This window comes from Rubeoparvulum massiliense (assembly GCF_001049895.1).
GTDB classification, from domain to species: Bacteria; Bacillota; Bacilli; order Rubeoparvulales; family Rubeoparvulaceae; genus Rubeoparvulum; species Rubeoparvulum massiliense.
In genome coordinates, this window is record NZ_CVPE01000004.1 from 82270 (window position 1) to 96493 (window position 14224).

Annotated in this window: 15 protein-coding genes; 2 read left to right on the forward strand and 13 right to left on the reverse strand. The window is 39.2% G+C overall.

Annotated features, from left to right (window positions below):
* Positions 1–81 precede the first annotated feature (81 nt).
* From BN1691_RS02995 to BN1691_RS03010, 4 genes are all read right to left on the reverse strand, one after another.
* A complete protein-coding gene (locus tag BN1691_RS02995; protein WP_048600771.1) occupies positions 82–720 on the reverse strand; it encodes a hypothetical protein in 639 nt (212 codons plus the stop codon).
* Positions 721–783: 63 nt separating this feature from the next.
* Positions 784–1290 carry a GNAT family N-acetyltransferase gene (locus tag BN1691_RS03000; RefSeq protein ID WP_187116849.1) on the reverse strand — a complete coding sequence of 169 codons (507 nt, stop codon included), beginning with the start codon at positions 1288–1290 and terminating at the stop codon, positions 784–786.
* A gap of 29 nt (positions 1291–1319) precedes the next feature.
* Positions 1320–1919 carry a non-canonical purine NTP pyrophosphatase gene (locus BN1691_RS03005; RefSeq protein ID WP_231638345.1) on the reverse strand — a complete coding sequence of 200 codons (600 nt, stop codon included), beginning with the start codon at positions 1917–1919 and terminating at the stop codon, positions 1320–1322.
* Between the two features lie 69 nt (positions 1920–1988).
* On the reverse strand, positions 1989–2534 hold the full coding sequence (locus tag BN1691_RS03010) for a histidine phosphatase family protein (RefSeq protein WP_048600773.1): 546 nt from the start codon (positions 2532–2534) through the stop codon (positions 1989–1991).
* Positions 2535–2662: 128 nt separating this feature from the next.
* On the opposite strand from BN1691_RS03010, the gene BN1691_RS03015 reads away from it, so the two are divergent.
* Positions 2663–3454 carry a hypothetical protein gene (locus BN1691_RS03015; RefSeq protein ID WP_048600774.1) on the forward strand — a complete coding sequence of 264 codons (792 nt, stop codon included), beginning with the start codon at positions 2663–2665 and terminating at the stop codon, positions 3452–3454.
* A 33-nt stretch (positions 3455–3487) separates the two neighbouring features.
* Here the strand turns inward: BN1691_RS03015 and BN1691_RS03020 are convergent, their stop codons facing one another.
* The 3 genes from BN1691_RS03020 to BN1691_RS03025 form a co-directional block, all read right to left on the reverse strand.
* The gene (locus tag BN1691_RS03020; RefSeq protein ID WP_048600775.1) at positions 3488–4084 is read right to left on the reverse strand and encodes a GrpB family protein; all 597 of its coding nucleotides are present in this window, start codon (positions 4082–4084) and stop codon (positions 3488–3490) included.
* A gap of 85 nt (positions 4085–4169) precedes the next feature.
* Positions 4170–4370 carry an ACT domain-containing protein gene (locus BN1691_RS14975; RefSeq protein WP_082147004.1) on the reverse strand — a complete coding sequence of 67 codons (201 nt, stop codon included), beginning with the start codon at positions 4368–4370 and terminating at the stop codon, positions 4170–4172.
* 35 nt (positions 4371–4405) lie between these two features.
* Positions 4406–5443, reverse strand: a complete 1038-nt coding sequence (locus tag BN1691_RS03025) for a serine hydrolase domain-containing protein (protein ID WP_048600776.1) — start codon at positions 5441–5443, stop codon at positions 4406–4408.
* A 273-nt stretch (positions 5444–5716) separates the two neighbouring features.
* Between BN1691_RS03025 and BN1691_RS03030 the strand changes: the two genes are divergently transcribed.
* A complete protein-coding gene (locus BN1691_RS03030) occupies positions 5717–6661 on the forward strand; it encodes a sensor domain-containing diguanylate cyclase (RefSeq protein ID WP_197082481.1) in 945 nt (314 codons plus the stop codon).
* 347 nt (positions 6662–7008) lie between these two features.
* Here the strand turns inward: BN1691_RS03030 and BN1691_RS03035 are convergent, their stop codons facing one another.
* The 6 genes from BN1691_RS03035 to BN1691_RS13835 all read right to left on the reverse strand — a co-directional run bounded on the left by BN1691_RS03035 (position 7009) and on the right by BN1691_RS13835 (position 14223).
* On the reverse strand, positions 7009–7425 hold the full coding sequence (locus tag BN1691_RS03035) for a bis(5'-nucleosyl)-tetraphosphatase (RefSeq protein WP_048600777.1): 417 nt from the start codon (positions 7423–7425) through the stop codon (positions 7009–7011).
* A 315-nt stretch (positions 7426–7740) separates the two neighbouring features.
* Positions 7741–8106, reverse strand: a complete 366-nt coding sequence (locus BN1691_RS03045) for a putative immunity protein (RefSeq protein ID WP_197082482.1) — start codon at positions 8104–8106, stop codon at positions 7741–7743.
* Positions 8107–8430: 324 nt separating this feature from the next.
* Entirely contained in the window at positions 8431–9417 is a 987-nt protein-coding gene (locus tag BN1691_RS03050) for a diaminopimelate dehydrogenase (RefSeq protein WP_048601167.1), read from the reverse strand.
* A gap of 16 nt (positions 9418–9433) precedes the next feature.
* Positions 9434–10660, reverse strand: coding sequence for a hypothetical protein (locus BN1691_RS03055; RefSeq protein ID WP_048600779.1), 1227 nt, complete (start codon positions 10658–10660; stop codon positions 9434–9436).
* A 603-nt stretch (positions 10661–11263) separates the two neighbouring features.
* The gene (locus tag BN1691_RS03060; protein WP_048600780.1) at positions 11264–12004 is read right to left on the reverse strand and encodes a class I SAM-dependent methyltransferase; all 741 of its coding nucleotides are present in this window, start codon (positions 12002–12004) and stop codon (positions 11264–11266) included.
* Between the two features lie 152 nt (positions 12005–12156).
* Positions 12157–14223, reverse strand: coding sequence for a M56 family metallopeptidase (locus BN1691_RS13835; protein WP_053083691.1), 2067 nt, complete (start codon positions 14221–14223; stop codon positions 12157–12159).
* Position 14224: the final 1 nt, after the last annotated feature.

The following is a 14224-nucleotide window of genomic DNA, read 5'->3' on the forward strand; positions in this document are numbered from 1 at the left end:
GATGTTTTTTGTGCCATTATCCGTTCTACCACGATTAAATATGAATGTCAATGATGATTATTGAGCGTAGAGCTTCATATTTTACTTATTCTTTTTTTCTATCAGTTTGATAAGTTTATTTGCTTTTCCAGCAACTGCTTTCTTTTCAGCCATGAGAGATGGCTCGATTAACCTAATAATATCTGCATCAAATGAATCGGTTATTGAAGCGATATGAATCAATCCATCGATGGCATGTCCTGCATGACGACGATTGTGAGCCACCAAGGCCTGAGTAAGATATGGATATACTGCTTTTGCTTCTGCTTCACCGATCTTAGCCAGATTTGTAAGAATATCAGTGATATAATCACGTACCACAATACTATCATCATTCTCAATAATCCTTAGAAAATCATCCAATTTACCAAGAAGAAGATCGCCAATGGTATGCGCAGTTAGTGCTAGAGCATGAGCACATTCCCAACGAACATTACTTTTCTTATGCTTTAGGTGGTCCAGCAGTGTTGGAGCATAGGATGATATGAGCTCTGGTTGTTCCTCAGCAATCATCGTCATCACCTCAGCGCAGTCTGCTCCAATTTTATGATTCTGATTACCAATGTGATCGGCAATCTCTGCGATGTGGGATGGATTGGCAATACACTGCATAGCAACCGCCTTATTTGCAGCCTTAGGTTTTTCTCCACAGACAGAGGCTAACCCGTCTAAGATACTCATCATAGCACTCCCAATTCACTATATTTTTGAAATGTGCACATGAAGCGAAGATCTCCTACACATTTACTCGTGAAATTTCTGAGCTAGCATATCCAATGTCTTGTCGCATACACGATATACCGTCCACTCATCCATGGCAGTCGCACCAAGCTTCTTGTAGAACTGAATGGAGGGCTCATTCCAATCCAAGCAGGACCATTCCAGCCTTCCACATTTACGATCTATAGCTAGTTTTGCTAGAAAAGAGAGCATGACCTTGCCGATTCCCATTCCTCTCATATCCGGTTTAACATATAGATCCTCCAAGTAAATACCTGGTCTTCCAAGAAAGGTAGAAAAGTTATGAAAGAACAAGGCAAAGGCTACAGGTTGATTGTTGTATTCGCCAATAATCACCTCCGCCATCTTTCGCTTAAACAGGGATTCCATTAAGCCTTCTTCCGTTGCGATCACCGCATCTGACATTTTCTCATACTCCGCTAGCTCTCTGATAAATTTTAAAATGAGAGGGACATCTTTTTTTTCTGCAAATCTTAATTGGAAACCATCTAGTATCGTATTTATTCCCATAGGACAACATTCCTCCTACTCTTTTTCTGTCATAGACCTAAACTTTTCTGAAAAAAATTTTTGAATCCCATAAAGATATGATCTTCATTGGCAATATCATAGGTGAGATCCATATAGTATTTTCCTGTTTGGAGATGCTTCGAGAGTGAATCTAATGGGAAGCCTTGATTGCGCTTCTGATGGGGCTTAGAGGTCAAGATAAATTCCTCGGATGCAATCTCATCTCCATCATAGTCAAACATGGTCCCATCATCCATGACGAGACAGATCGCATTCCGATAGCGAGCCCTTACTTCACCACCTGCATGGCGTGCCAACCCTGAATAATACTGAATCATCTCTTCATCGGTCAGCTCTTTCCCATGGACCCTCCGAACATGAACACCCGGTTGGTCGCTAGGAGCAAGACCATCGATATATAGACCAGAATCGCAAGAAAAAATCGGCTTCTTCCATGCTGCATAGTAGGCTAGCGCCTTCACCCTAGCATTTTCTAGCGGATTATTACCACTCTCTATCACTGGACTCATCTGTAGATTCGTATCATTGAGAGAAAGCATCTCAATACCCAAGCTACTTAATACCGCATTCATGGCATGAAGCTTTGCTTGATTCCTTGTTCCGTACATTAGCTGCAAATTTTTTCACTCCTTCAACTCCGTCAAACTGGCAAGACTCGCTCATTATTTCGTTCCGTATTAATCTTCATTCCAAATCCGCTGAATGCTGGGACGATGATGATGAAAGGAGAGCTGATATACATCGGGATTGGACATGGCCTGCCATTCAGCAAAGCCAAAACGCTCATCAAAATGCATTAGCAGAAGGGAGATGAGGTTGCCATGGGAGACGATCACCGTATTTTTAAGTGGCTGTTCTAATACTTCCATGATAACATCTACTCCACGGCGCATGGCTTCTTTGCTAGATTCGCCACCCTCATAGAAAAGATCTACATCATCATAGGTTCTACGCAGCATTTCCAGCCAATTCGGTTGATTCTTATCAGATAGAACACGCTCAACGAGTCGATCATCGAAAGCAACTTCGAGAAGAAGCTGATCAGCCAATGGTTTGATCGATTGATAGGCACGAGTATATGGGCTCGAAATAATTGAATCAATCTGCTTACTCGCGAGAAACTGGGCTAGCTGATTCGCTTGTTGCACGCCGAGCTCGGTCAATGGGACATCAGCCGCTTGTCCATCTGCCTTGCAATGGCGAACAAGGTATATATTGTTCATCGATCATGCTCCCTTCTTAATTGGTTGTTGTGAGTGTAACAACGGAACCTTTCATTTATTATTTTTTAGCATTTGCCGATATCTATAATAGATAGTCAAAAACATCTTACAGGAGATGAAAAAATCTAATGCGTATCTCAAACTTCTCACCAATGATTGGAACGAGAATCCGCCCAACAGGTAATCATCCACACTTGAGTGGGCTAAAGCTAAGTTCTACCAATCAACATGATACTGTATCCATAAGCCAATCTTCAAAGAATGCTTTTCAAAGCCAAACCAAAATCAGCAGTCTTCTTGATTCCCTACTGAAGCAGAAGCAAAATGTTATCGAAAGTAAAAACCGATTAATCGAAAGAACTACTGAAGAAGGACAGAGCTTATCTTCGATTAAGGAACAACTAGATATTTTTGATGAACAGATCGATACGATTGAAAAGCAAATTGCAGAACATATCTTTAAAGAACAGCAGAAAAAAATGGGTACAAACCAAAATAAGCAGCCAGCTACCGAACATCAACCTAAAACCAAGGAAGATAGCCAGAATGAACAGCTAAATAATCTGGTCGCTTTAAGCAGTGACATGACACAGCTAAAAACGGTATCGTCTGTAAAAAGCAAGATGCAAGGACAAGCAAGGATTTTAGCGAAGGAAATCGAGCAAGATGAAGCTCGTTCCCTTTCTGGTCAAAAAGCAGTAGCGAAGCGTGAACAGTTAGGAAAAATAAAAGATAAAATTTCTGAGATGAATAATAAAGTAGGAGAAGCCTTGAAGGATGCTGGAGAAAAGATAAAGATCATGGTTGAACATGAAAGTGTTGCAAGCTCTGAGAAATCTGAAGAGACAGTAAATGAGCAAACTTCTACAATGTCTACATCTAAAGATAATGAAGTAATGTCCCCATTAACAAAGAGTTAGCAAGCTCAAGAAGATAAATCTGAACCATGTCTTCTAAAAGCCATCAAGAAAAGGAGTGTATCTCCCTGCATACTCCAATTTTGCTTTTTCAGTATATTGCATGATGAACGCTGTCTTAGCTTCTGTATATCCATCTCGATTGTGCTCGTATTCTTGCCACAAACTCAATTTAAAGTTTCCATATTTGAGCGCAACATCAGGATGATCTAAGAGATAATCCCGAAAATATAACTCATTCCAATCGTCCAAATACCTAACATGAAGATGATAAACCTTTTCTGCAAAACCATCCGGTGTATATCCCTTATTAAACACCAGCTGTAAATTCGGCTCATCCTCACTCGACATAAGAATCCACCCATTTGTCTTGAGGATTTCAATGAGCTTTGGAATGTGGCAATCATTAGCAGCTTCTAACAAAATATCTACCGTAGGCTTTGCAATCAATCCTTCTACCGCAGTACTTCCGATATGATTGATGCGTTGTATTTTATCATGCTCGATACAACTGAACAGCTGTTTTGCTTCAATTTCATACCACTCTTTATACTTAGGATTGTGCTCTTTAAGGATAATCGGGAATAGCTCCCACAATTCTTTCAATGACATCTCTGACAACGCTTTTTTCATATTTGGCACCTCAGCAAATAGGTTGGAAAAGTTCACTTCGCTAAGCAATGTACGATATTGCTATCAGCTTCCAAGCATCATGAGCTTAGTGAACAACTTCATATCTTTCGTCAATTAGTGCCTCGATAGCACGCTCAATATCCTTCTCTTTCACTAAAATATAGTCTGTATCATAGGTAGAAATGGCAAAAATGCTTATTCCTCTTTGTGCTAAGATGGTACTAATCGAAGCAAGAATTCCGATTAGAGCAAAGTCTAATGGCCCCTTTGCTTCATCTCCTCTAATAGCTTGATTTCCCTAGCAACAAATATTGCATTTTCCTACAGCGCATGAACCATTTTGATCATGGCTTGAAAGGCGATGTTTGGTCGTGCTCCTTGATTGGTTGTACCCGTAATATATAGATCCATATCGGGAATATAAAATGCTACTACACCAGTTGAGCCACAATGCCCAAGCATATCCGGTACTGCTTTAAAGGGTGAGAGGTAACGGGGCATATAAAACTTTTGGATGCCTATTCCATAATGAAATGGGAAAAAGATAGGTTTCCACTTTTCAAGGGTTTTTAACTTTTCTTTCGGGTAGAAATAACCGCTGAAAAAAGCCTTGATAAAGCGCATCAGGTCTGGAGCTGTGGAGATAATGTCATTTTTTGTCGAGGTTAAATACTTGCTGATATTCACTTGTCTGTCTTGAAAATATGCAAGCACATAACCCACATCATTCAAGTCCTCGCATACATAGGTGTTTGACATACCAAGGTTAGCAAATAACTGGTTAAGCACGGACTGAACAGGCATTTCCATTACATTTTCGATTACGAGGTTTAATAATTGGTGATTGGTATCGATATATTTGGCTTGGTTACCCTCACCAGGTGGAAAATGTGGTTCCAGCGTTTTGATGCGCTCAATGACCCTTTCAGCTGGCCATGCTTGATCCATACCAGCCTCAAGCTCTTGCATACCAGAGATACCATTTTGCGGCTTATCTAACAAATAGCAAGGTAAGCCAGATGTTTGCGATAGCATATGTAAAATCGTAATCTCATTGGAATAATCATGACCTTTGTATACATGTAGCCCAGTCATTAAATCCTCCGGTAGGTACTTGGACAACGAATCATCAAACGATAGCCTGCCTTCATCAATAAGCCTTAAAATAATCGAAGAGATAAACAATTTATTGATACTTGCAATATAATAGCGGCTATCAATCTTGAGGTTACCAGCAGCACCACACCAGGTTTGACTCCCATCACCTGTTGAAAGATGAAAAACAGCACCATAAATATGCTTTTTTCCCGTAACAGCTTCGATAATCTGGTTTAGCTTATCTTGATTGAAAGTTTTCAACTCACTCCCTCCTTGTTAGTAGGATATTTTTTATTGATTCGTTGATGATTGGTTCTACATCAATATATTGGACATTAAGGGGTTCACTCCTGCTCTAGATTCATTGTTATACACCGAATGGCGTACTTCTTCTTCCTTTTTAATCACATATATGATAATTTTTGCAACTATCTCTGCTTGGGATAAGATTTTTGAAACAGTAGTATCGAAAATCTGAATGATGACGTACAATACTTGTGTAAAGTATTTGAAGACAAAAAGAAGGGCTATATTTTGAATAATACAAAAACTATAAAAGTCAACTATATTATTGAAGCAAAAAAATATAAGGAACGCCTATATATCGCACTAAAAGCTGCAAAAATATGTGTGTTTGAAGTTGATTTAGCCCATCAATTATATACCTTTTTTGAAAATGCTGAAGATATATTCGGAGTATCCGGTGATGTAATCCTTAAAGATGTTCAACCTTATAGCAAATTAAGCCCAAGTGAATATCAAAAGGCTGTAACCGAATATTTTTCACATCCAGATGATGCTCAAGTTATAGATGAAGCTTTTCAATGTATATTTAATGGGAAATCAACTACTTATGAAGCACGCATGAGAGCTGGAGGTTCTGATTTTATATGGTGCAAAATTGATGTTACACCTATTAATGAAAACAACATACCTGTGAAAATGATCGGTGTCATTACAGACATTACAAGTATGAAAACAAAGACAGACACGTTAGAGAAAGCTGTTAAACTTGACAACTTTACTGGCCTTTATAACAAAAATCATACGATAGATTTGATCGTTAAATCATTATACAGAAATTCTACCCAGAGACATGCTCTCATATTGATTGATATTGATAACTTTAAAAAATTCAATGATACGTATGGTCATGCATTAGGAGATAATATTATCAAGTTAGTCGCTGACACATTAAATAGAAGTTTTAGAAAAACAGATATTATTGGCAGATTTGGTGGAGATGAGTTCATCCTTTTAATACTGGATATTCCTAATATTGAATGGCTTAGCCAAAAGCTTCAGCAGTTAATTAAATGCGAAGGCGATAGTTATAGTTGCACAAATAGCATTGGCGTATCCATTTTTCCAGAAGATGCAACAGAATTTGACTTGCTATTCAAAAAAGCAGATAAGGCATTATATCAGTCAAAGTTCGTCAAGGGAACATATACATTCTTTTCTGATTTCAACACATAATAGACATTCGCTTGGTCGATTGAGGTACTTTTGCTATGATGACTGAATAAAAACTGTATGAAAAAGCGCTGAAAGTCCATGACGCGCTAGCAGCGGCCAGTTCATGCCATATGAGTCATTCTACCTACTATCGTCATCTGCGTGAAGCTTTATCCAGTTTCACAGCATTGATGCGGATCAAGAATTAAAAATTACACTTCAAAAATAAATTACCACCTGAACAGTTCCCTGTGCAGGTGGTAATATTACAAAAGCCTTGTATTTTAGCCCTTCCGAGCCTTCATTCAGACGATACAGGTGATATCAATACAACAACACAACATGGATGTAATAAACACAACTTTGAATCACTTTGAATAGTTCTTTTTCAAATATTCATCAGCCTTTATCAGAATATCCTTATCCGATTCAAAGGTAAGTAGTTGAAGTGCTTCATCCAGTGGAAGCCATAATGAAGATAAAATTTCATTAGATTGAAGGACCACTATTGATTTTGTAGCTTCTGCAGCAAAATAAATGACTTCTTTCAGTACATTTGTGTAAGGTGTGTACGTATTTGACATTCGAAAGCGAAAATCAATTGCTACATGTAGTCCTGTTTCTTCAAGTACTTCCCTTTGAGCTGTTTCTATTTCAGTTTCATCGTTCTCAACGTGACCTTTTGGAAAAGACCAGTGACCTGCAGTATGTTGAAGAATCAGATAGACTATTTCTTCGCTATCTTTGCGAAAAACAATGGCACCACAAGATTTTTCAATTTTCATAAATGCCTCCAAAATAATCTTTATACGGTTTCTACCAGGGGAGAATATTGTACCTTTTCTCATCGGATTACTCGATGGTAAATCCCGAAGAAGTTATAAGTTCCCTTATGTCATCGCCATAGAAGTACCTTAGTCTAATACTGTCATGATATTCTTCAATTAACTCGTCACCCTCAATGGTGGATTCAAAATCTAGGTGTTCATTTTGAACAATCCAAGCCCCATATATTGTTTCTTCCTCAGCAAGGGGGACTGTAATTCTGCCTGTACCACACGCCAATTCAAGTGTATTACCCCCAAATTTTCTCGCCCTATCTACTCAAAATGTCCTGGACTTCGGTCATGATCAGCATTTCCAGTTGATTTTCGCTGGACTGGTTTCATTCTCCACGGCAACAGCACGCAGCGCGTCAAGCATACGCCCGCATGGCACTCGAGGATTGCTGTTTTTGCTTCCGGGAGCTTTATTTCTCCCGACAACCACTGCCAGGCAGCAATCAGTGCATTTTGCGGACGTAGATCATCCGGATAGTACTTGCTCCAAAGCGGCAATAAGACTCGTTCGGCATAATCTACCGCCCAATGTGCAAGCGTTGATTTACTCTGCGTTTCAATTAACTTTACAAGTGGCTGAATATACGGTGCATCCCAGTTACTTAACATTTTTCGTGCTTTCGGCATACTCATCCCCCAATTCGTGATGATTCCCGTGCCTTTGCTTGTCTTGTACACCGTCAAACGAATGACTGAACATTCTCACGCTGTACCGCAATATATGCGTCGTCTATGTCAGGGACTTTCTTGATGATGGTTTCAAATTCATATGTCTTTTGATTCATATTTAACTTTGTATGATATACACATAGTAAAATTCTATGTAATCATATACTCCTTTCTACGATAATCAACTTGCAAATTCGAACTTGTCACTGCGAAAACAACTAATTTATATAACATCCAATCGCCTAACCGTGTTTTCCCTCCAGATCGCTCTCATTAAAAATACTATAATAAGCTTTTCCGAAGCTCTGCTGCAGTTTTGGGAGATAAGTATGCTGGAGCAATATCAAATACCGTTTTACAACCGCTCTGTCCTTCAGAATGAAGCCGGTATGCCGCTCTTGCATATGCGACTGCAACAGAAGCTGTAAACTCCGGATTTGAATCTAACTTTAGATTATATTCAATTATATGTGTGTGTTCCTCATTCCACCCGGTCTTACCCGATCTGATCACAAAACCACCATGAGGGATTCCGCTGTGATTTTTCTTCAATTCATCCTCACTAATGAAATGTACGGTTGTATCGTAATCTGCAAAGTAATTGGGCATATTCTTAATTTCACTCTCGATTCTTGCTTTGTCCGCTCCTTCCTCAGCTACCACAAAGCATTCACGCGTATGCTTCTCACGTGTGGAAAGCACGGGATTTTTACCGCTACGAACATCTGAGAGCGCATTTTCAACGGGAACGGTATATTGTTTAGCATCCTTTACACCAGCGATTCTGCGAATTGCATCCGAATGCCCTTGACTGACACCCTTACCCCAAAACGTATAGTCTTGTCCATTGGGCAGGATCGCATCAGCATATAGTCTGTTAAGGGAGAACATACCGGGATCCCAGCCAGCCGAAATAATGCCAATTTTACCGCTTTTCTTAGCGGCAGCATCTACAGCTTCAAAATGCTGAGGAATTCCAGCATGGGTATCAAAGCTATCGACGATATTAAACATCTCCGCATATTTTGGCGATTGTGCAGGCAGGTCTGTTGCACTTCCCCCGCAAAGAATCATGACATCAATTGCCTCTTTCATGTTCTCAGCTTCATCGACATGACAGACCTTTGCAGTTTCGGTTAGTACTTTTAAATTTTTTGGATCGCGCCGTGTAAAGATTGCTACAAGCTCCATATCCGGATTTTGTTTAATTGCACATTCTACGCCGCGCCCCAAATTACCATAGCCCATTATTCCTACTCGAATACTCATTTTCCATAACCCCTTTCTATTTAGTAGCCATCCCATTCCAGACAGGAACCCCCACCAGTTGGGAAATCTGCTCAGCATCTGCCAGAGCTTGTTCTAGATTGATATAGGTCATGATATACTTTCTCGCGCCATTATGTAATACCAGATTCAACTCATAGGCATAAAAATAACGATCTTCATGGAAGTTTTCTGAACTACTACTAACCCTACCGATTTTTTTCAAAAGTTGAATTGCATGAATCTGGTTGAAGGACACACAATACTTCTGGTTACTCATTTTTGTGCATCCCTTTTGTCTCCATCCTCTGTAGAACAATCCTTTTCGACTGTCAAAACCGATTGGAATAATACTTTGAACAAAAATCACAGTCCCTGATATCACAAAAATCAGCCCAAACACTGGCATTGTCCAATGTTTGATGATTACAGCAAAATAAGCGACCAGCATAGCTGTACCTACTATGATGAAAAAGATGCCAATAATTTTTGACAATATAGTTGATCGGTAGACGAGGTCATGATCTGCTGTTCGAAATAGCCTGTGAGTTGTAAAATTGGCACTACCCGATTTAAGACATCGCCAGCTACAATTCATCGCTACAGGATCATTATATCTTTCAGGATGCACTGTTGGGTACTTCTTGGTTTTCATATTATATAGACCTATGCTTAAGCCGATACCAATACCAAGTGAAATGGTGATCGCTAGAAAATTTATATCTATTTTACCAAAAACCTCTGACAAATTCTCCAACCAGGCTTTTATGTAATGCCCCGAGTTCATGGCTCCAACTAATAATCCAAAAGGAATAGAAATAGTCCCACAGACAGCAGAAAATAACCAAATGGATATTCTACCATAGATCATTAACCCAACAACTGCGCCAAAAATGATTCCCATCAAGACGATGGCACTAATATCGGGAATTGCAGAATTCTCAAAATTCATGCCAATTGAAGGAAATAGCAAGCCAAAACCCTCTACTAGAAGGAAGCTTATGATAAGACTGATCGGCATCCCAATGATACCCGCAATTGCCATCCTTCCAGTCTTTTGTCGCATCTGGAGTAATAGACCGAGAAAAAGTCCTCCAATGCCTCCAGCTATTATTGTTGCCACAATATAATTATCAAGGAGCAAGATCACGAGACAGGCTATAACTCCACTAATCATAAATGAAGCCATCCCTAGTAGCATTGAACCGAGTATATAAGCTATCCTGGATGTGTTCATTTTGGACATCATGATCTCCTCCTTTAAAAGATTTCAGAGTAGCGCCTATTAATGTGGAAACGCTATTTCTGCAGCTACCCAGAAAATAATTAATAGTCCAATCGGAATGGTTAGCATCGTAAGTATTGATCTATCCTTGCTTTTTACATCTGTTCGGATTAGTTTTCGTTTTCCTTTCATCAATTATGTAGAATATACTATACCTATTTCAAACAGAAAACCGCAGTTCAAGAGGGTGCTTTCTTACAAACTCATAAAATGCTTTACCCGTGGCTTTGCGGTAGCACACGTAAAATAACCGCCCCTGCGTTCACAAGTAGGTGATGTCCCGTTAGCTGGACAGGTGTTTAATTTGAAGTTGTAACTTCATCCTCAGATACTACAATGATTTGTAGCCCCGTCACGGTCGCCTAAATGCGAGGGATTCATGACAGAGCATGTTTATCATGCACGTGGTAAAGCCATACCTGAGCATGTTTGATGTCATGTAGGAAACCTAAACCCACCTGTGTTTTCATTAAATAAAGAATCTGAAAATTAAGGCAAAAACCCCGAGCGAAGCGGAGCGACCACTGAAACAAATAACCCACCCCGAAGGGGTGGGGAATACAATCAAGCTTTACGACAAACAAAAATAAATTCATTACCTTCATTAATAGGAGTACCATCATACCAACCATACTCTTTCTCAATGGTAAATCCCGAAGAAGCTATTAGTTCCCTTATGTCATCCCCATAGAAGTACCTTAGTCTAATACTGTCATGATATTCCTCAATTAACTCGTTACCCTTGTATAGACGGTATATATATTCCGTAAAAAGTAGCCGTTTATCGAGGTCATACGCCTTATTAATGGAATGTCTTGTAACCTTTTCGCCGCCCTCCAGGGTGGATTCAAAGTCTAATTTTTCATTAAGATTGATCCACCATTCGCCAATCTCTTTTAGAGGCTTAAATACGTTTATGATGAACTGCCCTTCGTCCTCCAAATGGCGATCAACGCACGAGAGACATCGTAATGCCTGCTCGTCATTCTCTAAGGATTGGAAGCTACGAAAAGGAATAAAAATAAGCTTGAACTGTTCAGGCAATATAAAATCTGTCATATCACCAAATATGGTATGTATTTTTTGTTGCGATTCCTTGGATAGCTTACTTACCTTGGCTTTCAGAACTTCCAACATACTGCTTGAATAATCCAAGCCCCATATATTAATTCCTTCCTCAGCAAGCGGTATTGTAATTCTGCCTGTACCACACGCCAATTCAAGTGTATTACCCCCAAGACTTCTCGCCCTATCCAAGTAAAAATGGGATATCGGCTGAAAATACCGCCCGATTATCTGCATCATACAGTTTAGCCGTTTTTAAATAGAAGTTCTCTATTTCCATCACCTCTCAACATTTTTTCAAAACAATATCATTACATACTGCAATGACCAATTCATATAATTTTGAAAAAATCCCTCACTTTCTAATCAGAGTTCCAATTTAAGATCGCCATTCACGGTACATACTGTTCTGTAATATCTTGCACATAACCATCTTTGGTGGTAACCCAAAACGGTGGTGTAAAATCTGAAAATTGTTCTAGATGTTTAATGAAATCCTCCATATTCACAGACTTATGAGTTACTTCCTCTCCAAGTACGATAATGTTGTACTTGGTATCTTCGGTTACTTGAAAAAACATAGGATAGTTATGAGGATTATGGATATAAAAACCATTGGGCATATCTTCATTAGGGTCGATATTGAGTTCCTCCAGTCTCTCATTATCCTCTAATGTCAACCATTCAATTTGATCCAGATGAAAATAGGGCTTGGAATATTTTGCGGTTTCAAAGTCTGATATAAATCCAATAAAATGGCTTACTGGAGTCACCATGAAGTCTTTTACAGTGGCTGAATACTTAAGTTCAAGTTCATCCAGAGAGACATTTTGACCTAAATCATTGTTGATCCATTCGATAGCAACCTGTAAAGGATCCATAAGCCATGGTTTATGCCCCTGATCCACTTCATCTTGTAATTTCTGAAAATACTCTGTTAACCTGATATCCGTTTTTGGCGTAACATAATACACTGAACCATTTCCATCCATCCAACGTTCTACACACCAGATGCCATGGTCTCCCTGAATAACCGGTTGGGATAAAAGAAGTTGGCAGGTTTCCCCGGTTGATAGCGGAAATTGTATAACAATATGATTCCCACTGTATGTTTCCCTAGATACCATTCCACTCTTTTCCAGAAAAATGCGAAGTGCAGTTTCTTGTCCTGCCAGTGTGGAAAGTTCTGCCTCACCACTCCAAATGGGACCTAAAAATTGTGGCGTAGAATGTTCATAAGAAAAGACCAACAGCGGTTTTCCCATACTCGTCTCTTCGGTAATCCAACCGTTCACTTCATTCATACCACCGGCTAATATAATCTTACTCATATCTTCGGGCTTAAGGCGATATTCGAGACTCCAAATCTCTAATGTACCTGTGGGTAAAAGTTCATCGATGGAGGCTATTTTTTCGAGTTTTGTAATTTTTCTATCGATAATCTTAAAATAATAATCATCGGTGTCATTCGCTGCAATTGTTTCATCAATAAATTGATTAGCATAATCCTCTATCGACAGTTGCTTATCTTGGGGATCATTGATAAGCCCGATACTAATTACCACCACAGCAATAACTGCCACAATAGCGACCCAGAACTTCGGCTCTTTGTATCTTAAGATATTCTTTATCCGTCCTTTTGTATCTCCTTCACCAAAAGCAAGAGGTGTCATTCGAAGATTTCTTTTTCCTGTTGCAAGGTTTAGCAGGGACTGGGAATATTCCTTTTTCACACCATGACCCAATTGACTTATCACAGACTCATCACAAGACATCTCCATGTCTTTACCACTCAACCAAAAAGCAATCCATACAAACGGATTAAACCAATGAATGCATAAAACTAAATAGCTAATAAATCGAATGACATGATCAAATCTCTTGATATGGGTTTGTTCATGAAGTAATATATATTTCCTCTCAGACTCTGATAAGGAAGCAGGTAGATAAATTTTTGGCTGAATCAAGCCTAAAACAAAAGGTGTCTCCACATTGACTGAATGATAAATATTTTCCTTTTCGTAGGTTGCATGATTTAGTTTTCTTGTCATTCTCATGAGTGATACCATTCCATAGATTAGAAGTACCACCGTTCCAATGATCCAAAGCAATGATCCGATAAAAATCCAAACCTGCATTGGATTCACACTTGCCGTTGCATCAGCCACAGGAAGGGAACTACTGATTGAATGATCAATATTGGAAACTCCCGTATTAATCTGGGGCGATGGATTGTACATAATATCATTGGGAATAGGTGCTGGATTCACAGGAATCAAGCTTACAATACTTTCAAAAGAAACTGGCACAATCAGTCTAAAAAGAGCCACGGCCCATAATAGATATGAGAACTTTTTTGGCGCTTTTTTTAGAAGTATTCTTGCTGCTAATATAAATAAAACGACGATACTGCCAATATAGCTCATATTAAGAATTTGTAGAAATACTTTCTCCAACACG

Bases quoted from the DNA above. Each gene is read 5' to 3' on its own strand.
- BN1691_RS02995 (WP_048600771.1), bottom strand. From the start codon at position 720: ATGAGTATCTTAGACGGGTTAGCCTCTGTCTGTGGAGAAAAACCTAAG.
- BN1691_RS03000 (WP_187116849.1), bottom strand. From the start codon at position 1,290: ATGGGAATAAATACGATACTAGATGGTTTCCAATTAAGATTTGCAGAA.
- BN1691_RS03005 (WP_231638345.1), bottom strand. From the start codon at position 1,919: ATGTACGGAACAAGGAATCAAGCAAAGCTTCATGCCATGAATGCGGTA.
- BN1691_RS03010 (WP_048600773.1), bottom strand. From the start codon at position 2,534: ATGAACAATATATACCTTGTTCGCCATTGCAAGGCAGATGGACAAGCG.
- BN1691_RS03015 (WP_048600774.1), top strand. From the start codon at position 2,663: ATGCGTATCTCAAACTTCTCACCAATGATTGGAACGAGAATCCGCCCA.
- BN1691_RS03020 (WP_048600775.1), bottom strand. From the start codon at position 4,084: ATGAAAAAAGCGTTGTCAGAGATGTCATTGAAAGAATTGTGGGAGCTA.
- BN1691_RS03035 (WP_048600777.1), bottom strand. From the start codon at position 7,425: ATGAAAATTGAAAAATCTTGTGGTGCCATTGTTTTTCGCAAAGATAGC.
- BN1691_RS03045 (WP_197082482.1), bottom strand. From the start codon at position 8,106: ATGCCGAAAGCACGAAAAATGTTAAGTAACTGGGATGCACCGTATATT.
- BN1691_RS03050 (WP_048601167.1), bottom strand. From the start codon at position 9,417: ATGAGTATTCGAGTAGGAATAATGGGCTATGGTAATTTGGGGCGCGGC.
- BN1691_RS03055 (WP_048600779.1), bottom strand. From the start codon at position 10,660: ATGTCCAAAATGAACACATCCAGGATAGCTTATATACTCGGTTCAATG.
- BN1691_RS03060 (WP_048600780.1), bottom strand. From the start codon at position 12,004: ATGATGCAGATAATCGGGCGGTATTTTCAGCCGATATCCCATTTTTAC.